We start from the raw sequence: 20,529 nt of genomic DNA, 5'->3' as shown, positions 1-20,529 counted from the left end.
ATCAGGCGGTGTGGACGACGGTAGGCGCGGCGGCTGGGCGGGACGGGTGAGCGTCCACAGGGGACGACCCTATCCCTCCGCCGCCAGCACCGTGCGGCAGGCGAGGTGCAGCGCGAGGCGCGTCTCGGCGTCCGCGAGGTCGACCTGGAGGATGCGCTGCACGCGCTGGATCCGCTCGGCCACCGTGTTGCGGTGCACGGCCAGGATCGAGGCGGTCTCGGCGACCGACGACTCGGCGTCGAGGTAGGTCGCGAGGGTGGCGAGGAGGTCGCCCGCGGTCTGCCGGCGCAGCGGCGCGAGCAGCTCGAGCGCCGCCGGCTGGAAGGTGTCGGTCTGCGTCCAGGCGAGGAGCAGCTGCGCGAGGCCCAGGCGGTCGACGTGGAGGAAGCGGCCGGACTGCGGCCGGGAGGCGGCGAGACGCGCGGCGTCGGCGGCCTCCGTGAGCGAGCGCGCGATCCCGGCCGGCCCGTGGTGCACGCGTCCGACGCCGACCGCGCTCGACAGGTCGTCGTCCCACCGCTGCTGCGCCCGCCGCACCGCACGCGCGGCCGCCTGGGCCGCGGGGACGTCGGGCTCGAGGTCGAACGTGATCCACGCAGCCCAGCCGTCGCCCTGCTCGACCACGCCCACGTCGAGGCCCTCCGCCGCGAGCGCCTCGATGAGCTGGTAGCGGCGGCCGACGGTGTCCACGTCCTGGCGCGCCACGACGCGCACCCCCATGTGCCAGCCCTCGACGCGCCAGCCGAGCTCGAGGGCGCGGCGGAGCAGCCCGGCGCCGGGGGCGTCCCCCGCCTCCAGGAGCTCGCCGAGCAGCGCGATGCGCCACCGGGCCTCGCGCTCGTCGACCACGCGCCGCAGCGACAGCCGGTGGCCGACCGCGAGCGCGGCGATGGGGAGGGCGGCGGCCACGGCGTCGACCTCGGCGGGCACGGACCCGGGGACCTCGACCACCAGCCAGCTCGGCGCGACCAGACCGGAGTCGACCCGCGCGCTCACCAGCGTGCCGGTCTCGCCGACGGGGCGCGCGTCGACGTGCCCGGGGAGCCCCTCGGCGATCGCGGCGCGCGCCTCGGAGGACGGGAGCGCGCCATCGGGCGCGAGGACGCGGCCGGAGGAGTCGACGAGGAGCGCCGGCCGGCCGAGGAGCGCGGTCGCCGCGACGAGGGTGTCGGCCGGATCCCGGTCGGCGTCCGCGAGCGCCGTGACGGCGTCGAGCGCGGCCCGTCCCGCGGCAGCGCGGGCATCGCCGAGACGGTCGTGGAGGGCGAGCGAGGTGGCCCACGCGTCGTCGCACGCGAGGACGACGACGCCGAGCCGGGCTGCGAGGAGGGACGTGGCCGGATCCACCGCGACGGCCGCATCGAGCACGACCACGGTCACCCCCCGGTCGGCGAGGCGGCGCAGGCGGGCGTCGAACCGCCAGGTGGTGCGCTCGGTCCGGTCGAGGACCACGAGCACGTCCGTCCCCGGGGGCAGCGGCTCGTCCGACGGGGCGTCCATCAGCACGCCCTGGACCCGCGTCACGGCCGGGTCCGCGGATCCGGCCAGGCGGCGCACGTCGGCGAGCGACGCGTGGTCGAGCAGCGCGGAGAGGACGACCGGGCGGATCACGCGGGCACCTCGACGGCGCCGAAGCCGAACGCCGCGGGGGAGACCGCGGCCCGGCGCTCGGCCGTGGCCGTCCACCAGGCGGGGGCCTCCAGCGCGACGACGGCGACCTTCGCGCCCGGCCGCACGGCGTCGACGAGGAGCGCTCCGGCGCCCGCCACGGAGAGGCCCGGCACCGCGATGACGGTGATGATGTCGGGTGCCGCGGCCACGGGCAGGCCGTCCGTGAGCGCGACGACGAACTCGTTCTCGGCCTCCAGCCGGATGACCGCGCCGCTCCGCTCGTCCACGACGCTGACGGTGGTCACGTCGAAGCGGCCGCGGCGCGGCGAGGTGACGACGTCGACCACGCGACCGTGCCCGAGGAGCACGCCGCCGAGCGCCTTCGCGAGGTCGGCCGGAGCGTCCGTGCCGTCGGCCGCGCGCAGGGCCCGCCCGAGCCGGCGCGCACGCTCGGCGGTGCCCGGGATCGCCGTCGCGCGGAGGTCGGCGGCGCGCTGCGGCGACAGGGCGAGCGCGGCCCAGCCGGAGGAGTGCGCGATGGCGAGCCGCAGCAGGCCCTCCACCTCCGAGGGGCTGACGCCGTCGAGCAGCATGGTGCGTCCGCCCGGCTCGGCGACGACGCACGGCGAGATGGCGCGGCCGGAGACGACGAGGCTCGACTGGTCGATGCGGGGGAACGCGCGTCCCATGAGGTCGGCGTCGAGCAGCGGCAGGCCGGTCATCGACGCCGCCGCGAAGGGCGCGAGCCCGTTGACGCCCGCCATCTCGAGCGGCATGAGCGCCGCGGGAGGCGTGCCCGTCCACCGCGTGAGCGCCTGCACCGCCTCGGGCAGCTCCGTGCCGGAGGGGAGCTTCTCGCGGAGCACCGACGTGGATCCGATGTAGCCCACCGGCACCACGAGGTCGTCCGGGTCGAGGTCGTCGAGCCCGATGCCGCGCACCGGGGCCGTGGCGAGCTGCCGGGCGGTGGCGGCCGCGAGGATCCGCGGGTCGCCGCCGCCGCCCGAGCCCAGCAGCATCAGCCCGGCGACGAGGTCGGGGAGGTCGTCGACTCCCAGGTCCCGGCTCACCGGCGTCACGGTAGCACCCGGCCGTCCGCCCTCCCCGGGCCCCGGCCGGGCCCGTCCGTCCTCGGCCGGCGGCCGGCTACCGCGGGAAGGCGTCGACGGGGGAGCGAACGGGATCGATGTCGTAGCCGAAGTAGCGCGGCCCCGTGAGCTCGATGCCGCGCGGGCTGTGCCAGCGTTCGTCGGCCGGCGCGCTGACCACGCGCACGCGCTGCCCGAAGCGCAGCGTCTCCGTGGTGATCGGCTCGCCCGTCTCGCTGTCGAGCACCATGATCAGGTCGGGCGTCGAGGCCACGGGGACCCCGTCGATCGACGCCAGCAGCATCTCGTTCTGGAAGCCGAGCACGATCTCGCGGCCCTCGTCGGCGCCCGTGCCCTGGATCCTGGCCTCGCCCTTCGCGAAGCCCGCGACCGTGCGCCGGGCCACGTCCACGACCTTGCCGCCGAGGAGCACCGCGCCGCCGAGCCGCTCGGCCACCGCCTCCACCGGGTCGACGAGCGCGTCACGGGCCTCCTCCACCAGCGTGCCGAGCTCGTGGCACAGCGAGAGCGTGCGCGGCACGAAGGACGTCTTGATCTGCGCGCCCGTCATCGCGTAGTTCGACATGATCATCGAGCTGCCCATCTGCACGGCCACCGGTCGGGTGAGCCGCTCGGCCCAGGCGTTGTCGATGGTGTCGACGACGCCCGTGTTGCCCTTCTCGTCGGCGAAGGACATGGGCGTCGCGCGGATCCCGTCGATGGTGGGGATCACCATCTGGATCTCGGGGAACGCGCGTCCCATCCCGTCGCCGTCCACCAGCGGCAGGCCCATGCGCGCGGCGGCGACCATCGGGATGGTGGAGTTCGCGCCGCCCACCTCGATGCACGCGACGTGCGTGGGCGTCACGCCGAGGTAGCGGGCGAGCGACAGGATCGCGCCCTGCAGCTGCTCGACCGTGGGGAGCTTCTCGACCATCACGGTGGGCGCGCCCATCATCGCGACGGGGATCACGACCGCGTCGTCCGGCAGGTCGAACGGGTCGGCGAGCGGGATGGGGCCGAGCTCCTTGATCGCCTCGGCCGCGAGCAGGCGCCCGATGTAGGGGTCGCCGCCGCCGCCCGTGCCGAGGATGGCGGCGCCGCGCGCGATGGCGGGCAGGTGCTCCAGCCGGATCTCGGTGAGGCGGGTGCGGGGCACGGTCGTGTCAGACATGCGCGGCCTTCCTGATGTCGAGGTCGCCGACGGCCTTGGCGCGGATGCGGATCGCGTTGCCGGGCAGGTAGGGGATGACGAGCTCGTCGAAGTCCACGATCTCGACGCTCGCCGGGGACGCGCCCGCGGCGACCGCGCGCTCCACGGCCTCCTGCCGGGCGTCGTCGAGGGCCTGCTGGCGGGATCCGTCGTTGACGCTGTAGACGCGGTCGAGCTCGCCGGAGACCTGCGCGATGGCGGCGCCGACGGCGTTGGCGACCGCGTGGTCGTTCGGCCGGACGATCCGCCCGAGTCCCTCGAGCTCGTCGGGCAGGAGGATCGAGCCGCCGCCCACGGCCACCACCGGCAGCGGCGCGGACGAGGTGCGCATGCGCTCCACGACGTCGGCGACGCGTCCGGCGATGGTGTCGAGCGTCCGCCGCACGAGCTGGGGGGAGAGGTGCGCGACGAGCGCGGGGTCGCCCACCTCGGCCATGCCGGCGGCGACCGCGACGTCCGTGGTTGTGAGGGTGTCCCCGCCGAACACGAGGGCGCGCCGGCCGAGCGCGTAGCCGACCGAGTCGGGGCCGACCAGGTCGCCGTCGCCGCGCACCAGGGATCCGCCGCCGATGCCGATGGAGAGCACGTCCGGCATGCGGAAGTTGGTGCGGATGCCGGCCACGCTGATCTCGGTGGTCGCCTCCCGCGGGAAGCCGCCCGCCAGCACGCCCACGTCGCTCGTGGTGCCGCCGATGTCGACGACCGCGCACGTGTCGAGGCCGGAGAGGAGGGCGGCGCCGCGCATCGAGTTGGTGGGTCCGGACGCGAAGGTCGCCACCGGGTACCGGCGCGCGAAGTCGGCCCCCATGAGCGTGCCGTCGTTCTGCGAGAGGTAGAGGGGAGCGGTGATGCCGTGGCCGCGCACCGCCTCCTCGAGCCCGCCGACGATCTGGTCGGCCAGCTCCCGCAGCGACGCGTTGATGATGGTCGCGTTCTCCCGCTCCAGCAGGCCGATCCGGCCGATCTCGTGCGAGAGGGAGATGGCGACGTCCGGCCCCAGCTCGGCCGCGAGCACGCCCGCCGCCTCGACCTCGAACTCGCTGTTCACGGGCGCGAACACCGACGAGATCGCGACGGAGCGGAGGCCCCGCCGGGCGATGTCGGCCGCGTGCCGCTTCAGCTCGTCGTGGTCGAGCGGCGCGATGACCCGGCCGTCGAACTCGTGGCCGCCGTGGGCGAGGTACCCGGTGCCGCGCACGGCGTCGACCAGCGCCTCGGGCCAGTCGACGAAGGGCGGCAGCGACGCGGTCGCCGGCAGCGCGAGCCGCACGGCCGCGGTGGGCGCGAGTCGCCGGGCCTCGACGAGGGCGTTGATGAAGTGGGTGGTGCCGATCATGACCGCGTCGATCGCGGCCGGGTCGAAGGGGTGCTGCCGGTCGAGCTCCGCGAGCGCGCCGACGATGCCGGAGGTGACGTCCTCGGTGGTGGAGGACTTGATGCCGACGACCACGCGGTCGCCGTCCATGAGCACGGCGTCCGTGTTGGTGCCGCCGACGTCGATGCCGATCCTCATCGCCTCGCCCCCGTCCCGGCCGTGGCCGCGACCGGCGTCGCGGCTCCCGGCGCCGGGTGCGCGGCGCCCTCGGTGGCGACCTCGCCGACGCCGCGGATCAGGCCCGCCTTACCGAGCAGCGCGTAGAGCACGAAGGCCGTGATGACCGCGTTCAGGCTGCCGAGCCCGAAGGTCGCGTAGTAGCCGACGAGCGCGGAGACCAGCCAGATCCCGAGGCTCACCGGCACCCAGCGCGGCGCGCTCGCCGGGAGCGCGCCGGTCGCGCGGGAGGCGTCGAGCGCCGGCCGCCAGTTCCTCACCACGAAGTACTCGGCGATCATGATCCCCACGATGGGCGGGAACGCCACGCCCAGCAGTGTGAGGAACGCGGTGAACTGGCCGAGGATCCCGGCCGCCGCGAGCACCGACCCGACCAGGCCGACCACCACGGTGACGAGCGCCCGGTTCACGCGCCGCCCGAACACGGCGTCGATGAAGTTCACGATGCCGAGGCCCGACGAGTACAGGTTCCAGTCGTTGATCTTGATGGTGCCGAGCAGGATCACGAGCACGCCCACCCAGCCCACCGACGACAGGATGATCGCGGAGACGTCGGCCGTGCGCACCGCGTGCGCGAGCAGCACACCGGACAGCCCCGTGAGGTACTCGCCGACCGTGATGCTCACGACCGTCTGCTTCACCACGTCGATCGCCGAGCGGTTGTAGCGGGTCTGATCGGGTGAGATGAGCGCGCCGACGATGAAGCCGCCGGCCACGATCGAGGCGCCCGCCAGGATCGACATGGGCGGGCCCGGCGCCGGCTGCATCACGAGCTCCGAGATGTCGTGCTCCTTCAGCTCGAGGACGACGGCCCAGCCGACGAGCAGCAGGAAGAGCGGCACCGCGATGTTCGCGACCCACTGCATGCCGTGGAAGCCGAGCATCACGACGGCGGTGATGATCAGGCCGAACGCGAGCGACCAGGCCCACACCGGCAGCCACGGCATGATCGAGTGCAGCCCCGAGGCGGAGACGCCCGACTGGATGCCGAACCAGCCGATGAGGCTGACGCCGATGGCCAGCCCGATGACGGCGGAGCCCGCGTGCCCGAATCCCGTCCACCGCGACAGGATCGAGGTGTTCAGCCCCTCGCGCTGCCCGATGAGCCCGGTGAAGACGCAGACGACCTCGAGGATCACGGCGCCGATGGTGATCGCCCAGAAGGCATCCCAGAACGACATGCTGAAGCCGAGCGTGGCGGCGACGACGAAGGCGCTCAGCGCGGACAGCTGGCCGACGCGCTGGGTCGCGATGGGGAACCAGTGGTAGCGCGCCTCCTGCGGGACCCGCGCGAGCGCGTAGTCGTCGGGTGCGGTGGATGCCATGGGGACTCCTCGGGTGTCACGACGGGTTGCCACAGCGTAGGGATCCGCCCGCGGAGGGCGCCATGTGCAGAGTGCCCCGTCGGGAGCGGGGAGCGGGGCGGAGTGCTGGGGGAGAGTCCGGGCGGGTCGGCTCCGAGCCTGCGAGCATCGGGAGTCTCATGGACGACGCGCGACCTCGGAACCCCGACTCCTGGGAGCCGCCGGGCCTGGGGGCGGCCCTCGTGGGACACCTCGTCCTCGGGGTCGTGAAGGCGCCGGTGGTGCTCGTGCTCCTCGGGCTCGCGACCCTCCTGCCCGCCGTCCCGTCGCCGGGAGCCGGTGGACTGGTGGCGCTCGTCGCCGTGGCCATCGGCGTCGGCGCGCTGATCGAGGTCCTGGTCGAGGACCCCTTCGCCCGGCGGCGGAGGCTCTCGTCGCCGGGCGGCTGGGACTTCGCGCTCGTGCCCCCGCTCGTCGCGCTGGTGGGGGTGGTGGCCCTCGGCTGGCTCATGAGCCGCTCGCTCGCCGTGGGCGTGGCGGTGGGAGCCGCCTGGGGGCTGGCCTCCGCGGTCGGGATCGCCATCGGCCGCCCGTGGGAGCCCGGCATGACGCAGGACGAGCACGACGCCAAGTGGATCGAGCTGAAGGACATGACCCGCGAGACCTTCGCCCCCGACGTGGAGGAGATCCGCCGACGCGCCGGGGAGCGGAGCATGCAGCGCTACCGCGACGCGATCGAGAGGAAGCGGCGGGAGCAGGACAGCGAGGGCGGGTGAGCCCGGACGATCCGTCCTACGTCGTCGTGGGGATGTAGCGACGCAGATGCTCGCGCAGCTCGGGATCGACCACGTGCACGAAGGTCCCGCGGATGCCGCGCGTCATGAGCACCGCGTAGATGTTGCTGATGAGCAGCCGCAGGTCATCGTCGGAGAAGGTGATGCCGAGCGTCGGGTTGTTCTCCTGGCCCTTCTTGTCGAAGTAGGACTCGCGGTGCATGAACAGGCTGCCGCCCTCGGAGTCGTATCGGAGATCCGGCCCGATGATGACGCCGGCGTAGTTCAGGTCGTATCCCTGCACCGTGTGGATCGAGCCCACCTCCTCCAGCGCGTTCGTCGACGCGATCCAGTCGCGTTGAGTGCTGTTCCACTTCGCCCGGTAGTCGCCGATCCGGATGTCGAACGCCTGAGGGTCCTTCTTCGAGACCCACTCCCATGCGTACCCCGCCACCATGCGCGCGAGCCCGTGCTCCCGGTCACGGTCGCGGATGGCCGCATGCATGGCGCCGACATCGTCGAACATCCGCAACTCGTAGTCGCCGAGGGCGTCCGCGGTCAGCGGCTCCTCCGGACGCGAGCTCGGCGTCGCGCCGAGGACGCGGCGGATGTACCCGATGTAATCCGTCGCCGCTCGCACGCGCATCTGCGACATGAGCGGCTGCCAGCGGCGACCGCGTCGTGCCTCGGCGATGACGCCGTCGATGATGTCCGCGCCGAGATCGGCGGGCCGAACGCTCTGCGCGGGGTCGATCATGAGGATCTGATGCGTGCTCTTCGCGCGGATCCAGTCCAGCTGCGTCTTGTGCTTGTCGTCCTCCCCGAAGAGGGCGACGGTGATGTCCTCGAACTTGCGATTCAGCGGCCCCGAGGCCTGGTTCGCCCGGCGGTTCAGGCGATGCGCCTCATCGACGATGAGGAGGTCGAAGCGGCCTGCGCTCTCGCCGACCTGGAAGGGCGTCAGGACCTCGACGCCTCGTAGCCCGGGCGTGCGCGTGAACACCTTCTTCACGCTCTCTCGCAGCGACTGCTGGGGAATGACGAAACCCGTGCGCATCCCCTGGAGCGCCTCGCGGTTCTCGCCGAGGAAGAAGTCGGTGAACACGGAGTCGCTGTCGAGGACGTCGTCGACCGGGAGCCGCCCGATGTCGGCGATCAGCTTCAGCAGGTAGATCGCCACGACGGTCTTCCCGGTGCCGGGCTCGCCCTGGATCACCATCGTGCTCTCGATCCCCGTCTGCCGGTCCGCTACCAGACCTTCGAGCACCTGCTCCAGCGCGACCTCCTGGTCAGGCGAGAGCGCCTTGAACGGGGAAAGCTTGAAGAGGTCGCCGTTCTCGATCTCGGCGATGGAGCGCTGGAACAGCCCCTCGCGTCGAAGCGTCTCGAAGACCCTCTCGAACTCCGCGGTGTAGGTGACTCGGTCGTAGTAGTCCGCGTTCGTGATCCCGATGTTGCGGTTCAGGACGGTGTAGACGCCGTCGCCGGAGAAGAGGTTGATGAGACGCGACTCGAAGTCCAGGCACACGGACTTGTTGAAGGTCTCACCGACGATCACGCGCGCGGTCGCCAGATGTCCGCGTGCGTCGGACTTGAGGTGCTGTGCGAGACGCGCGGCTGCCCGGAGCGATTCCCCGACGTAGAGGTCGTCGGGTGCGCGGCGGCTCGGCCGCGTTCCGGCGGGCGGACCGTCGAGGACGTAGACCACCGGCCAGTTGGAGTTGCGCGGATGCTCTGCTCCCCATCGGGCGACGGCGTCACCGGAGAGTGCGACGCGACGGACCTCAAAGTGCGTCATACCGGGCGCTGCGTCCGCGAGCCTTCTCCACCGGGTACTTGGCTCGCGTGACGGCCAGCTTCTCGCGCACGATCTCCTCCGGGTCGAGGTCCATCCGCTCGGCCAGGAGCAGGCAGTACGTCAAGACGTCGGCCAACTCGCCCCTCACCTGCGCAGGGTCGCCCTCGGCATCCCACTGGTAGCACTCGAGCAGCTCGCCCGCCTCGATCACGATGCTCTTCGCGAGGTTCTCCGGCGTGTGGAACTGCGCCCAGTCCCGTTCCGCGACGAACGCGGCGAGCTCGTCGCGCACGTCTCGGCTGACCATGCGGTCACGGTAGCAGGCGGTCCCCGATCCCGAAGTGGGGGCACCGCGCTTCCATGAGCGCGCATGGACATCCGTATCGTCAGGATCACCGAGACGAGGGAGTCCCCATGGAATTCGCCGAACGACTGGCCGCCCTGGCCCTGAAGGTCCGCAACCAGCGCGAGGCCATCCAGACGGAGGAGGCGACGAAGAACGCGTTCATCATGCCGTTCATCTCCACGATCCTCGGATACGACGTCTTCAACCCGCTCGAGGTGGTCCCCGAGTTCACGGCGGACCTCGGCCTCAAGAAGGGCGAGAAGATCGACTACGCGATCATGCGCGACGGCGAGGTGCAGATCCTCATCGAGTGCAAGAAGTCGACCGAGCCGCTGAAGATCGAGCACGCGTCGCAGCTCTTCCGCTACTTCGCCGTCACCAACGCGCGCATCGCGGTGCTCACGAACGGCGACACGTACCACTTCTACACGGACCTCGACGCGCCGAACCGCATGGACGAGAAGCCGTTCCTCGTGCTCGATCTCGCGGACATCGACGAGACCCTGCTGCCCGAGCTGATGAAGCTCACGAAGGACGTGTTCGACCTCGATTCGATCATCAGCGCGGCCGGTGAGCTCAAGTACGTCGGTGCGCTGAAGCGGGCGATCGCCGCCGAGTTCCGGGAGCCGACGCCGGAATGGGTGAAGCTCCTCACGCGGCGCGTGTACGAGGGCTCGTTCACGGAGAAGGTGCGCGACCAGTTCACGACCCTCGTCGGCAAGGCGTCGAAGCAGTACCTGAACGAGCAGGTGAACGACCGCCTGAAGACGGCCCTGGGCGCTCCCGCGTTCCCGTCGGCGCCGACCGCGGTGTCGGCCGACGCGATCACCAGCGAGGAGGCCGTGGAGGCCGACCTCGACCGCGACACCGAGATCGAGACGACGCTCGAGGAGCTCGAGGGCTACCAGATCGTCAAGGCCATCGCCTGCAGCGAGGTGAAGCCGCAGCGCGTGGTGCACCGCGACGCGAAGTCTTACCTCGCGATCCTCCTCGACGACAACAACCGCAAGCCCATCGCGCGCCTGCACTTCAACGGCAAGAAGCAGAAGTACCTGGGGCTCTTCGACGCGCACAAGGTCGAGACGCGGCACCCGATCGGATCGCTCGACGAGATCTACGCGCACGCGGACGCGATCCGGGAGGCGATCCGCGGGCACGCGGGGGAGCCGGTCGGCGCGTAGTTCCGGGTCACTCCGCCAGCGCCTCCGCGATCCGCGGGAACTCCACCGCCACCACGCGCCACAGCACCTCCACGTCCGTGCCGTCGTAGTCGTGGGCGACGAAGCTCCGTACCGCGCGGATCCCGCTCCAGTCGACGTCGGGACGGGCTTCCCGGAAGGAGGTGGGGAGGCGGTCGGCGGCGCTCGAGAGGTCCACGACGAGCGAGCGCGCGATGCGGCGCTGCTCGTCGTCCGCGGGGTCGACGAAGCGCGCGTGGCCGCGCGCCGCCACCCGTCGAGCGGAGACCGCGAACCGCGCGATGTCCGCCAGCAGCGCCGGGATGCGTTCGCCGTCGATCATCAGAGGGCCACGGCCTCGGTTCGGATGCGGTCCATGACCGGCCCCGTCCCACGATCGGAGACCACGTCGACGTGCAGGCCCAGCAGTTCCGTGACCTCGGCCATGAAGCCCGCCAGGTCGAAGAGGGACGCGTCCGGCGCGGGATGCACGAGGAGATCCACGTCGGATCCCGCCGTGGCGTCCCCGCGCGCCACGGATCCGAAGACGCGGACGTCGCTGAGGCGTCGGCGGGCCGCGACCTCGAGGATCCGCTCCCGCGACGCCCGCACGCGCTCGAGCGACGGGACCCGCAGCACCGACCCCAGCCGCTCGAGCGTCTCGGGGGACGGCTGCCGGCGACCGCTCTCGTACGCGGCGATGTTCGGCTGCGGGACCCCCGTGCGAGCGGCGAGCTCGCGTTGCGACAGCGCCACCTCGCGGCGCAGCCGACGCAGCTCCTCGCCGACGGTCGCCTCGCTCATGTCCGCGATGATAGCGGGCCGATATCGCGAGGCGGAGGGTGCCCCTGGAGGGACTCGAACCCCCAACCCTTTCCTTAGGACGGAACTGCTCTTCCATTGAGCTACAGAGGCTGACGGGCCCATGGTAGCGGAGGGCCGCGGGCTCGGCTGAGGTGGGCGGGCGCCGGGAACGGACACGGGCGGCTGTCCGCCGAGCCCCCCCGGATCGACCCCCGCGCGGCCCCGCCTGCCCGTTTCCCCACCCGCCGCGTCGTACTGTTGCCGGGTGTGGCGTGCCAATGAACGATCCGACGACGACGACGACCTGCTCTCCGGGTTCGCCGCCGAGCATCTTGAGGACCCCCACGTGAACGCTTCCCACAACAGCACCAGCCCCCACGACCTCCGCGTCGGCGACGTGCAGCTGGGCAGCGGCAACGTGGCCGAGCCCCGCTGGCGCGAGTGGCGCGAGCAGCTGGCCGGCATCGGCGGGCCCTCGCCCCTCCTCCACTTCGTCGACGTGCCCGGCGCGCGCATCGAGCTGAGCACCACGCATCCCGGCGGCCTCGCGCAGTTCATCACGGGCAAGACGACCCTGCTGTCGTCCCTCATCCGCGACGAGCTCGCGCTCCGCAGCGCCCGCAAGGCCGCGAACAGGATCACCCAGAAGGGCATCGAGCTGGTCTCGGCCCGGGGCATCGAGTCGATCCACCTCGCCATCGGCCTCGCCGAGTGGCGCTTCGCCGACGAGCAGTTCCGCGCGCCGGTGCTCCTGCGCCCGCTCGCCATCCGCCGCCACGGCAGCGACTACGAGGTGCGCCTCAAGGGGCAGCCGTTCCTCAACCCGGCGCTCGCTCGGGCGCTCGAGGAGCAGTTCCAGATCACGCTCGACGCCGAGTCGTTCGTCGCGCTCGCCGTGCAGAACGGCGCGTTCAAGCCGCAGCCGGTCATCGACCGCCTGCGCGGCCTCACCTCGCACCTGCCCGCCTTCGCGGTGCAGCCGCGCCTCGTCGTCTCCTCGTTCGCCGAGGTCGGCCGCGCGCTCGCCGAGGACGCTGAGCACCTCGACCACCTCGTGATCGACGCCATCGCCGGCAACCCCACCGCCAAGTGGGGCGTCGGCGAGGCCTACGCGCCGGTGGATCCGATCCCGCAGGACCAGCGCCCGCCCGTCACCGACACCCTGCTGCTCGACGCGGATCCGGAGCAGGAGTACGTCATCGCGCAGATCAACGCGGGCAACTCGCTCGTGGTGACGACGCTTCCCGGCACGGGCGGCACGCAGACGATCGTCAACTCCATCGGCTGCCTCGTCGCGCAGAACAAGCGCGTGCTCGTGGTGAGCCCCCGCGCCTCCTCGCTGAAGGGCATCGGCCAGCGCCTGGCCGACGTGGGGCTGCCGGGCCTCGCCGTCGCACCGAAGTCGCTGAAGCGCGACGTGGTGCAGTCCATCGTCCGCAACGAGAAGGCCGCGCCCGCGCAGACCGCCGAGGTCGACGACGCGCTCGTGCGTCTGCGCCACGTGCTGCTCGACTACCGCTTCGCGCTCGGCCGCCCCGACGCCGAGCTCGGCGTCTCCGTGCTCGACGCGCTCGGCGAGCTCTCTCGCCTCGCGCTGCTCCCCAGCCCGCCGGCCACCACCGCGCGCCTCACCCGCGCCGCCGTGACGGCCATCGCGCACGACCGCGCGAGCGCCGCCGCCTCCCTCGTGAAGGCCGCGAGCCTCGGCGAGTTCCGCTACGGCCCGGGCGACTCGCCCTGGTACGGCGCCACCTTCCCCACGAGCGCCGCCGCGAGCCACGCGCACGACCTCGCGAAGTCGCTGTCCGCCGACGGCCTCCCGCGCCTCCTCGAGCGGGCCGACGAGCTCATCGGCCAGACGCGCATGCGCGCCTACCGCTCCATCGACGAGCTCGGCGTGTACCTCCGCCTCCTGCTCGACGTGCGCGAGACCCTCGACAAGTTCCAGCCCGTCGTCTTCGACCGGTCGCTCAGCGAGATCATCGCGGCCACCGGGTCCCGCCGCGACGCCCCCGAGATGACGAGCATCACCCGCCGTCGCCTCCGCAAGCTGGCGCGCGAGTACGTGCGCCCGGGCGTCCACATCTCCGACATGCACGAGAGTCTCCAGGCGATCCAGAAGCAGCGGATCCTGTGGCAGCGCTACGTCGCGGTCGGCTCGACCCCGGAGGTCCCGCGCGGCATCTCCGACGTGCACGTCCGCTTCCAGGAGGTCGCCGCCGACCTCCGCGTGCTCGACGAGCCGCTGAGCATGCTCACCCGGCCCACCCCGCTCGCCGAGCTGCCCGTCGACGAGCTGCGCGAGAAGGTCGCCCAGCTCGCCGAGGACAGCGAGGTGCTGCAGAACCTGCAGGAGCGCACCTCCCTGCTGGCCGAGCTCCGCCGCCTCGACCTCGACCCGCTGCTCCGCGACCTCTCCGACCGGCACGTGCCGCAGGAGGCCGTCGCCGCCGAGCTCGAGCTCGCCTGGTGGCAGTCCGTGCTCGAGCAGATGCTCGCGGGCGACAAGGCGCTCCTCAACGCGAACACGAGCGTGCTCGACCGGCTCGAGTCCGACTTCCGCCTCGTCGACGAGGCGCACGCGACCGCGAGCGCGGGCCTCCTGGCCTGGCAGCTCGCGGAGACGTGGAAGATCGGCGTGGTCGACTGGCCCGAGGAGGCGCACCACCTGCGCCAGCTGCTCGGCGGATCCGCCCCCGTCGACGCCGCGGCCCTCCACCACTCAGCGCCCCACCTCTCGCGCACGATCGCGCCGGTCTGGCTCGCGTCGCCCTACGAGGTGCCGGCGATCACCGACGAGATGCCCTTCGACGCCGTGTTCCTCGTGGACGCCGGCGCTATGACGCTCGCGGAGGCCCTCGGCGGCATCCGGCGCGGCAAGCAGACCGTGGTCTTCGGGGATCCCGTCACGCAGACGCCGTCGCCGTTCACGATCGCGGTCGTGCCGCAGCCGGAGCGCTCGACGCCCCAGCTCGCGGACGACGACTCGACGCTCGAGGAGCGCCACGCCGACTCCGCCCTCGCGCGCCTCGGCGAGCTCCTGCCCTCGCTCGCGCTCACCCGCAGCTACCGCGCCGGCGGCGAGGACCTGGCCGAGCTCGTCAACCGCCGGTTCTACGGCGGTCGCATCCAGTCCCTCCCGTGGGCCGGCACGTTCCTCGGCCACGGCAGCCTGTCGCTCGACTTCGTCGCCGACGGACACGGCATGCCCGACGAGGACTCCGGCGCGGTCGAGAGCGTCGACGCCGAGGTGATCCGCGTCGTGGAGCTGGTGCTCGACCACGCGAGCCACCGCCCGCGCGAGTCCCTCATGGTCATCACCGCGAGCGCCCGGCACGCCGTGCGGGTGCAGCAGGCCGCGCTCCACGCGGCGGCCAAGCGCAGCGACGTCACCGAGTTCTTCATCGGCGACCGCGCCGAGCCGTTCATGGTCGCGACCCTCGAGCAGTGCGTCGCGCAGAGCCGCGACCGCGTGATCTTCTCGGTCGGCTACGGCCGCACCCCGCACGGCCGCGTGCTGTCGAACTTCGGCTCGCTCGCGGCTCCCGGCGGGGAGCGCCTGCTCGCGGTCGCCATGACGCGCGCCCGCCGCTCGATGGTCGTGGTCTCCTGCTTCCAGCCGTCGGACATCGACCAGGACCGGATGAAGCACGGCATCGTCGCGCTCGCCCAGATCCTGTCCGAGGCGGAGGCGCGCTTCCGCGAGGACCCGATCCCGGACGACGGCGACGCCATGCTCGTCGACCTCGCCCGCCGCCTCGAGGGCCTCGGCCTCGCGCCCGCCCTCGGCCACCGCGACAAGCTCGGCCTCGTGGCGTCCTACGGCGGCCGGGCCATCGCGATCGAGACCGACCCGGTCGTCAACCAGACGAGCCTCCGCGAGTCGCTGCGCCTGCGGCCCGAGATGCTCAAGCGGCTCGGCTGGCACTACCTCCGCGTGCACTCCTTCGAGCTGTTCGCGGATCCGGACGCCGTCGCCCGCCGCATCGCCACCGCCCTCGGCGCCATCTCGGACGCGCATCCGGTCACCGCGCCCGTGCAGGTGCAGGCCGGCGCGCACCGGGCGGATTGATGCCGGAGCGCGATCCGTCGGACGCCGACGGCCACCCGCACGCCGCGGGGGAGCCCCGGCCGGCGCGCCGGTCGCGGCGCGCGTCGACGCCGCCCGTGCCGGGATCCGACCCCACGCCCCAGGCCGACGCGCGCGTCCCCGCGGTGCGCGCCGCCGAGGACGCGCCGCAGGGCTGGGGCGACGCGCCCGCGTCGGCCGACACCAACGACGACCGCCTCCGGCTCGACCGCCCGCCCCACTGGGGCTGAGCGGACGGACCGGAGGCGGTCGGTCGTGCGGGAGCGCGGATCCCGCTAGGCGGGCTTCCCGGTCTCGGCCGCGTGCTGGCCGGTCGGCGACGGCACCGTGTGCGAGCCCTCGGGCGAGGGCCGCCCGGCGAGCAGGTCGCGGATCTCGATGAGCAGCTCGGTCTCGGTCGGCGGCACGTCCTTCGGCGTGGCCTCCTCCTCGGCCTTCTGCTTGGCGAACGCCACCTTCTTGAGGTGGTTCACGGGCAGCACGAGCGCGAAGTAGACGACGGCCGCGACGATGAGGAAGTTGAGGACCGCGGCGATCACGGCGCCGAAGTAGATGGTGGCCTCGCCGCCCGACGCCTTCGGGATCCCGACAGGCAGAGCCTCCGCGAGGTCCTTCGCGTCGAAGAGCGCCCCTATGACCGGGTTGAAGACCGACGTGACGATGGCCGTCACGATCGCGGTGAACGCGGCGCCGATGACGACCGCGACCGCGAGGTCGATGACGTTGCCGCGGAGGATGAACTCCTTGAAGCCCTTCACGGGTGCTCCTGTCGTGCGGGCCGCCCGATCAGGTGGACGGCGAGGACGGACCGGAGCCCGAGGACGCGGGACCGGAGGGGGTGCTGGGGGCCACGGTACCGGAGCCCTGGCCCGTGGTGCCCGACCCGGACGACCCCGAGGAGTCGGACGACGAGGACGACGAGGACGACGAGGACGACGAGTCAGACGAGGACGACGACGAGTCGGACGACGAGGACGACGACGCGTCGCCCGACTTCGCCGACGACGACCCCGACGACGACCGCGACCGCTTCGCCGCGTCCTCGGTGCGCGAGTCGTTGCGGTAGAAGCCGCTGCCGGTGAAGCTCACGCCCACCGCCGCGAAGAGCTTGCGGAGCTTGCCGCCGCACACGGGGCACTCGGTGAGGGAGTCGTCGGTGAACGCCTGCACGATGTCGAAGGCGTTGCCGCACAGCGTGCAGCGGTAGGAGTACGTGGGCATGGGTCCCTAGAAGGAGTGGATGAGGGTCGGGGTCACGATGCCGTCGACCGGCATGTCGTGCTTCTCCCGCGGGAGCTCGTCGACGAACTCGGCGTCGAACACCACAGCGTAGACCGGGGGACAGGCCTCCATGGATCCGAGGGTCTTGTCGAAGTAGCCGCGGCCCCAGCCCATGCGCATGCCGCCCTGGTCGACCGCGGCGGCGGGCACGATGATCAGGTCGACGTCGTTGATCGCGATCGGACCGAGCAGCTCGCCCACCGGCTCCGGCAGGCCGAACAGGCCCTCGGTCTCGGTGCCGTCGCTGACGACCCAGTCGAGCAGGCCGTCGTCTCGGGACACCGGCAGGAGCACCCGGAGGCCGTCCGCGTGCAGCCGCTGGAGGAAAGGCCGGGTGGTCGGCTCGTCGACGGTGGAGAGGTAGCAGGCGACGCGACGCGCGTCATGGTTCGCCACCAGCTCGGTCAGCCGGCTGGTCAGCCCGTGGGCCGCCTCGTCGCGCTCGGTCGAGGTCATCTGGCGACGACGCTCCCGCAGCTGGGCCCGCAGGGCCCTCTTCTCGTTGGGGACATCGCTCGGCATGGGTCGAGTCTAGGTAGCTTTTGTGGATACGCTCGATCGCATGGTCACCCACATCACGAAGGCTGTCATCCCCGCGGCGGGGCTCGGGACGCGGTTCCTGCCCGCCACGAAAGCGATGCCGAAGGAGATGCTGCCGGTCGTGGACCGCCCGGCCATCCAGTACGTGGTGGAGGAGGCGGTTGGCGCGGGCCTCCACGACGTCCTCATGATCACGGGCCGCAACAAGACCGCCCTCGAGAACCACTTCGACCGCAACGCCGAGCTCGAGGCCACCCTCCAGCTCAAGGGCGACGACGCCAAGCTCCGCAAGGTCAACGAGTCCACCGACCTCGCCGACATGCACTACGTCCGCCAGGGCGACCCGAAGGGCCTCGGCCACGCGGTGCTCCGCGCCGAGATGCACGTGGGCCGCGAGCCCTTCGCCGTGCTCCTCGGCGACGACATCATCGACAAGCGCGACGTGCTCCTCTCCCGCATGATCGAGGTCCAGCTCGAGCGCGGCTGCTCCGTCGTCGCGCTCCTCGAGGTGGATCCCTCGCAGACGCACCTCTACGGCGTGGCCACGGTCGAGGCGACGGACGACGACGACGTCGTGCGCATCACCGGGATGGTCGAGAAGCCGGCCGCCGGCACCGCGCCGTCCAACCTCGCGATCATCGGCCGCTACGTGCTGCGCCCCGAGGTCTTCGACGTGCTGCACAAGACGGAGCCCGGCAAGGGCGGCGAGATCCAGCTCACCGACGCGCTCGAGAAGATGGCGGCCGCTCCCGAGTGGACCGGCGGCGTCTACGGCGTCGTCTTCCGCGGCCGCCGCTACGACACGGGCGACCGGCTCGACTACCTGAAGGCCATCGTGCAGCTCGGCGTCGACCACGAGGACCTCGGCGAGGGCCTCCGCGAGTGGCTGCCCGAGTTCGTCAAGACGCTCGAGCGCTGATCCGCGCGCACGGCGGTCGGCCCGCCTCCGGGGATCCGCTCCGCGCGGCATACCCGGCGCGCGGCGCCACCCGACCCGGTCGGGCCTAGGCTCATGGACGTGCCGCAGACCGTACCCACCATGCGGGACGGGCGCATCTCCGTCCGCCCCATCCGGCTCCGCGACTCGCGGGCCCTCGAGCGCTCGCTGCTCGACAACCGCTCGTGGCTCCGCAAGTGGGAGGCGACCAGCCCCTACGCGCCCATGGCGTTCGACACCCGCGCGAGCATCCGGTCGCTCCAGGCCAACGCGCGGGCGGGCCTCGGCGTGCCGCTCGTCATCGAGTACGACGACGAGTTCGCCGGCCAGCTCAACGTCTCGTCCATCGCCTACGGCTCGCTCTCGAGCGCGACCATCGGCTACTGGGTCGGCCAGGACTTCGCCGGCCGGAACGTGACGCCCACGGCCGTCGCGCTCGCCACCGACCACTGCTTCACCACGCTCGGGCTCCACCGGATGGAGATCTGCATCCGCCCGGAGAACGCCCCCAGCCTCCGCGTCGTGCAGAAGCTCGGCTTCCGGTACGAGGGCCTGCGACGCCGCTACATCCACATCAACGGCGACTGGCGCGACCACTTCTGCTTCGGCCTCGTGGTGGAGGAGCTGTCCACCAGCGTGCTCGACCGCTGGAAGCAGGGCGGCGTGGACCCGGAGTGGTCGCGCGTGCCCGACGCCGATGTCGAGGCGGCCGCAGCCCCGCTCGCCGTGCAGCGCCGCATCTGACCCGGGATCCGGCGCCGGTCCGGCTGCCGGCCGGGTCCGGCCCGCGCCTGCGGATGCGCCGGTCCAGCGGTGGACACGCGGCGCGCTTCCCGCGCCGTGCGCCCCCGACCTCCTAGCCTCGGGACATGCAATCCGGCGGCATCATCATCGCGCTCTCCGCGGTGCTCTGGCTCGCCTACCTCCTGCCCACGTGGCTGCACCGGCGCCAGTACATGGCGACCGAGCGCAACGCCGTGCGGCTGCAGCAGACCCTGCGGATCCTGGCCGAGACGGCCGAGGTCCCCGACGCGGTGCGGGCCGAGACCAGCGCCCGCAGCGTCGTCGAGCAGCAGCGCGCGCTCCGCCGCGCCGCCGAAGAAGCCGAAGCCGCCGCGCGCGCGCGAGACGCCGCCGCCCAGCGCGCCCTACCGAAAGTGGCCCCCGTGTCCGCAACGTCGCCCTCCGCCGCCACGCGCCTCCGCCGCACCCGGCTCGTCGCCACCGCGATCCTCGCGCTCGCCCTCGTGGGCGTCGTCGCCGGCATCGCCCAGGTCGCCGGCGGTGCCGCGTGGACGCTGCTCGTGATCTCGTCCCTCGCCACCATGGGATCGCTCGCGATCCTGCAGCGCATGTCCCAGGTCGCCGCCGCCCGCCGCCTCCAGGCGCCCGAGGCCCGGCCGCGACCCCAGACCGGCTTCACCGACTTCCACGAGTCCGCCGAGCAGCCCGCCGCGCCCGTCGCCGAGCGGGAGGAGGGCGAGTCGTGGACCCCCGTCCCCGTCCCGAAGCCGCTCTACCTCTCGCGCTCGCAGGCGCCCGGCCCGCGACCCGGCGCCGGCAACGCGCCGCGCACGCCGCTGTCGCCCGTCGAGGAGATGCGCCGCGCCGCCGCCGCGTCGGAGGAGACGCTCCGCCGCGCGCACCTCGAGCCCGAGGTCGCGCGCCTGTCCGCCGAGGAGGAGGCCGCGCCCGCCGCATCCGCCGCTCCGCTCGCGCCCGCCGCGCGCACCGCTCCGGACAGCCGCTTCTCGCGCATGGGCATCGTGGATGACGCCGAGCCCGGCATGGGCGACCTCGACGAGGTGCTGCGGCGCCGCAGGGCCGTCGGCTGACCCCTCGTCTCCGGGCCGCGCGGTTCGGAGGGCTCCCCGTGACGTGGTAGTCTCGTGGAGTTGTCAGGGCCTATGGCGCAGTTGGTAGCGCGCCTCGTTCGCATCGAGGAGGTCAGGAGTTCGAATCTCCTTAGGTCCACAAGAACCCCGCTCCGGCGGGGTTTTTGCTTTCTCCCGAC

Annotated in this window: 19 protein-coding genes, 2 tRNA genes and 1 pseudogene; 9 read left to right on the top strand and 13 right to left on the bottom strand. The window is 72.6% G+C overall.

Features of this window, described 5'->3' with window-relative positions:
• Nucleotides 1–69 precede the first annotated feature (69 nt).
• From PED38_RS03650 to PED38_RS03630, 5 genes are all read right to left on the bottom strand, one after another.
• Nucleotides 70–1,611, bottom strand: coding sequence for a helix-turn-helix domain-containing protein (locus PED38_RS03650; protein WP_270979814.1), 1,542 nt, complete (start codon nucleotides 1,609–1,611; stop codon nucleotides 70–72).
• Nucleotides 1,608–2,681 carry a DUF917 domain-containing protein gene (locus PED38_RS03645; protein WP_270979813.1) on the bottom strand — a complete coding sequence of 358 codons (1,074 nt, stop codon included), beginning with the start codon at nucleotides 2,679–2,681 and terminating at the stop codon, nucleotides 1,608–1,610. Before PED38_RS03645 ends, PED38_RS03650 begins: the two co-directional genes overlap by 4 nt.
• A gap of 76 nt (nucleotides 2,682–2,757) precedes the next feature.
• The gene (locus PED38_RS03640) at nucleotides 2,758–3,873 is read right to left on the bottom strand and encodes a DUF917 domain-containing protein (RefSeq protein WP_270979811.1); all 1,116 of its coding nucleotides are present in this window, start codon (nucleotides 3,871–3,873) and stop codon (nucleotides 2,758–2,760) included.
• Nucleotides 3,866–5,425, bottom strand: coding sequence for a hydantoinase/oxoprolinase family protein (locus PED38_RS03635; RefSeq protein WP_270979810.1), 1,560 nt, complete (start codon nucleotides 5,423–5,425; stop codon nucleotides 3,866–3,868). Before PED38_RS03635 ends, PED38_RS03640 begins: the two co-directional genes overlap by 8 nt.
• Complete coding sequence (locus PED38_RS03630) at nucleotides 5,422–6,789, bottom strand: purine-cytosine permease family protein (RefSeq protein WP_270979809.1); 1,368 nt, start codon at nucleotides 6,787–6,789, stop codon at nucleotides 5,422–5,424. Before PED38_RS03630 ends, PED38_RS03635 begins: the two co-directional genes overlap by 4 nt.
• 158 nt (nucleotides 6,790–6,947) lie before the next feature.
• Between PED38_RS03630 and PED38_RS03625 the strand changes: the two genes are divergently transcribed.
• Nucleotides 6,948–7,544: a hypothetical protein gene (locus tag PED38_RS03625; RefSeq protein ID WP_063071406.1), complete on the top strand. Its 597-nt coding sequence runs from the start codon at nucleotides 6,948–6,950 to the stop codon at nucleotides 7,542–7,544.
• A 16-nt stretch (nucleotides 7,545–7,560) separates the two neighbouring features.
• Here the strand turns inward: PED38_RS03625 and PED38_RS03620 are convergent, their stop codons facing one another.
• On the bottom strand, nucleotides 7,561–9,099 hold the full coding sequence (locus PED38_RS03620) for a DNA/RNA helicase domain-containing protein (RefSeq protein ID WP_333720434.1): 1,539 nt from the start codon (nucleotides 9,097–9,099) through the stop codon (nucleotides 7,561–7,563).
• Nucleotides 9,100–9,325: 226 nt separating this feature from the next.
• Nucleotides 9,326–9,646 (bottom strand): nucleotide pyrophosphohydrolase, encoded by a 321-nt coding sequence (locus tag PED38_RS03615; protein ID WP_063071408.1) that lies wholly within the window; start codon nucleotides 9,644–9,646, stop codon nucleotides 9,326–9,328.
• Nucleotides 9,647–9,753: 107 nt separating this feature from the next.
• On the opposite strand from PED38_RS03615, the gene PED38_RS03610 reads away from it, so the two are divergent.
• On the top strand, nucleotides 9,754–10,866 hold the full coding sequence (locus tag PED38_RS03610) for a type I restriction endonuclease (RefSeq protein WP_270979805.1): 1,113 nt from the start codon (nucleotides 9,754–9,756) through the stop codon (nucleotides 10,864–10,866).
• Nucleotides 10,867–10,873: 7 nt separating this feature from the next.
• Here the strand turns inward: PED38_RS03610 and PED38_RS03605 are convergent, their stop codons facing one another.
• The 3 genes from PED38_RS03605 to PED38_RS03595 form a co-directional block, all read right to left on the bottom strand.
• Entirely contained in the window at nucleotides 10,874–11,206 is a 333-nt protein-coding gene (locus PED38_RS03605) for a HepT-like ribonuclease domain-containing protein (RefSeq protein ID WP_063071410.1), read from the bottom strand.
• Nucleotides 11,206–11,667: an XRE family transcriptional regulator gene (locus tag PED38_RS03600; RefSeq protein ID WP_270979803.1), complete on the bottom strand. Its 462-nt coding sequence runs from the start codon at nucleotides 11,665–11,667 to the stop codon at nucleotides 11,206–11,208. The genes PED38_RS03605 and PED38_RS03600 overlap by 1 nt, the downstream gene beginning before the upstream one ends.
• Before the next feature lie 39 nt (nucleotides 11,668–11,706).
• A tRNA-Arg gene (locus PED38_RS03595) sits at nucleotides 11,707–11,778 on the bottom strand.
• Between the two features lie 154 nt (nucleotides 11,779–11,932).
• Between PED38_RS03595 and PED38_RS03590 the strand changes: the two genes are divergently transcribed.
• Together PED38_RS03590 and PED38_RS03585 are read left to right on the top strand one after the other, a co-directional pair.
• Nucleotides 11,933–15,739, top strand: coding sequence for a DUF4011 domain-containing protein (locus PED38_RS03590; protein WP_442870651.1), 3,807 nt, complete (start codon nucleotides 11,933–11,935; stop codon nucleotides 15,737–15,739).
• A 95-nt stretch (nucleotides 15,740–15,834) separates the two neighbouring features.
• Nucleotides 15,835–15,987 carry a hypothetical protein gene (locus PED38_RS03585; RefSeq protein ID WP_175345484.1) on the top strand — a complete coding sequence of 51 codons (153 nt, stop codon included), beginning with the start codon at nucleotides 15,835–15,837 and terminating at the stop codon, nucleotides 15,985–15,987.
• 45 nt (nucleotides 15,988–16,032) lie between these two features.
• Here the strand turns inward: PED38_RS03585 and mscL are convergent, their stop codons facing one another.
• Nucleotides 16,033–16,515: a large conductance mechanosensitive channel protein MscL gene (gene mscL / locus PED38_RS03580; protein WP_063071414.1), complete on the bottom strand. Its 483-nt coding sequence runs from the start codon at nucleotides 16,513–16,515 to the stop codon at nucleotides 16,033–16,035.
• 113 nt (nucleotides 16,516–16,628) lie between these two features.
• Here mscL and PED38_RS15865 point away from each other — a divergent pair, with 113 nt between their 5' ends.
• Nucleotides 16,629–16,823, top strand: a complete 195-nt coding sequence (locus tag PED38_RS15865; RefSeq protein WP_333720435.1) for a hypothetical protein — start codon at nucleotides 16,629–16,631, stop codon at nucleotides 16,821–16,823.
• Nucleotides 16,824–16,837: 14 nt separating this feature from the next.
• Here PED38_RS15865 and PED38_RS15860 read toward each other — a convergent pair.
• A pseudogene (locus PED38_RS15860) lies at nucleotides 16,838–16,978 on the bottom strand (FmdB family zinc ribbon protein); the annotation flags it as partial.
• Nucleotides 16,979–16,984: 6 nt separating this feature from the next.
• Nucleotides 16,985–17,560: a 5-formyltetrahydrofolate cyclo-ligase gene (locus tag PED38_RS03570; RefSeq protein ID WP_063071416.1), complete on the bottom strand. Its 576-nt coding sequence runs from the start codon at nucleotides 17,558–17,560 to the stop codon at nucleotides 16,985–16,987.
• A 40-nt stretch (nucleotides 17,561–17,600) separates the two neighbouring features.
• On the opposite strand from PED38_RS03570, the gene galU reads away from it, so the two are divergent.
• From galU to PED38_RS03550, 4 genes are all read left to right on the top strand, one after another.
• On the top strand, nucleotides 17,601–18,497 hold the full coding sequence (gene galU, locus PED38_RS03565) for a UTP--glucose-1-phosphate uridylyltransferase GalU (protein WP_063071417.1): 897 nt from the start codon (nucleotides 17,601–17,603) through the stop codon (nucleotides 18,495–18,497).
• Between the two features lie 93 nt (nucleotides 18,498–18,590).
• A complete protein-coding gene (locus PED38_RS03560) occupies nucleotides 18,591–19,259 on the top strand; it encodes a GNAT family N-acetyltransferase (RefSeq protein WP_063071418.1) in 669 nt (222 codons plus the stop codon).
• A 125-nt stretch (nucleotides 19,260–19,384) separates the two neighbouring features.
• Nucleotides 19,385–20,350, top strand: coding sequence for a hypothetical protein (locus PED38_RS03555; RefSeq protein WP_063071419.1), 966 nt, complete (start codon nucleotides 19,385–19,387; stop codon nucleotides 20,348–20,350).
• A gap of 66 nt (nucleotides 20,351–20,416) precedes the next feature.
• Nucleotides 20,417–20,489: transfer RNA gene (locus PED38_RS03550), tRNA-Ala, on the top strand.
• Nucleotides 20,490–20,529: the final 40 nt, after the last annotated feature.

Origin of the sequence: Clavibacter sp. CT19 (genome assembly GCF_027858075.1) — a bacterium.
Lineage (GTDB): Bacteria > Actinomycetota > Actinomycetes > Actinomycetales > Microbacteriaceae > Clavibacter > Clavibacter tessellarius_A.
The sequence above is the reverse complement of the archived record's forward strand: the minus strand, read 5'-3'. Positions and strand labels throughout refer to the sequence as shown.

Coding starts and splice junctions, on each gene's coding strand:
- PED38_RS03640 (WP_270979811.1), bottom strand. CDS start 3,873: ATGTCTGACACGACCGTGCCCCGCACCCGCCTCACCGAGATCCGGCTG.
- PED38_RS03635 (WP_270979810.1), bottom strand. CDS start 5,425: ATGAGGATCGGCATCGACGTCGGCGGCACCAACACGGACGCCGTGCTC.
- PED38_RS03630 (WP_270979809.1), bottom strand. CDS start 6,789: ATGGCATCCACCGCACCCGACGACTACGCGCTCGCGCGGGTCCCGCAG.
- PED38_RS03625 (WP_063071406.1), top strand. CDS start 6,948: ATGGACGACGCGCGACCTCGGAACCCCGACTCCTGGGAGCCGCCGGGC.
- PED38_RS03615 (WP_063071408.1), bottom strand. CDS start 9,646: ATGGTCAGCCGAGACGTGCGCGACGAGCTCGCCGCGTTCGTCGCGGAA.
- PED38_RS03610 (WP_270979805.1), top strand. CDS start 9,754: ATGGAATTCGCCGAACGACTGGCCGCCCTGGCCCTGAAGGTCCGCAAC.
- PED38_RS03605 (WP_063071410.1), bottom strand. CDS start 11,206: ATGATCGACGGCGAACGCATCCCGGCGCTGCTGGCGGACATCGCGCGG.
- PED38_RS03600 (WP_270979803.1), bottom strand. CDS start 11,667: ATGAGCGAGGCGACCGTCGGCGAGGAGCTGCGTCGGCTGCGCCGCGAG.
- PED38_RS03570 (WP_063071416.1), bottom strand. CDS start 17,560: ATGCCGAGCGATGTCCCCAACGAGAAGAGGGCCCTGCGGGCCCAGCTG.
- galU (WP_063071417.1), top strand. CDS start 17,601: ATGGTCACCCACATCACGAAGGCTGTCATCCCCGCGGCGGGGCTCGGG.
- PED38_RS03560 (WP_063071418.1), top strand. CDS start 18,591: ATGGACGTGCCGCAGACCGTACCCACCATGCGGGACGGGCGCATCTCC.
- PED38_RS03555 (WP_063071419.1), top strand. CDS start 19,385: ATGCAATCCGGCGGCATCATCATCGCGCTCTCCGCGGTGCTCTGGCTC.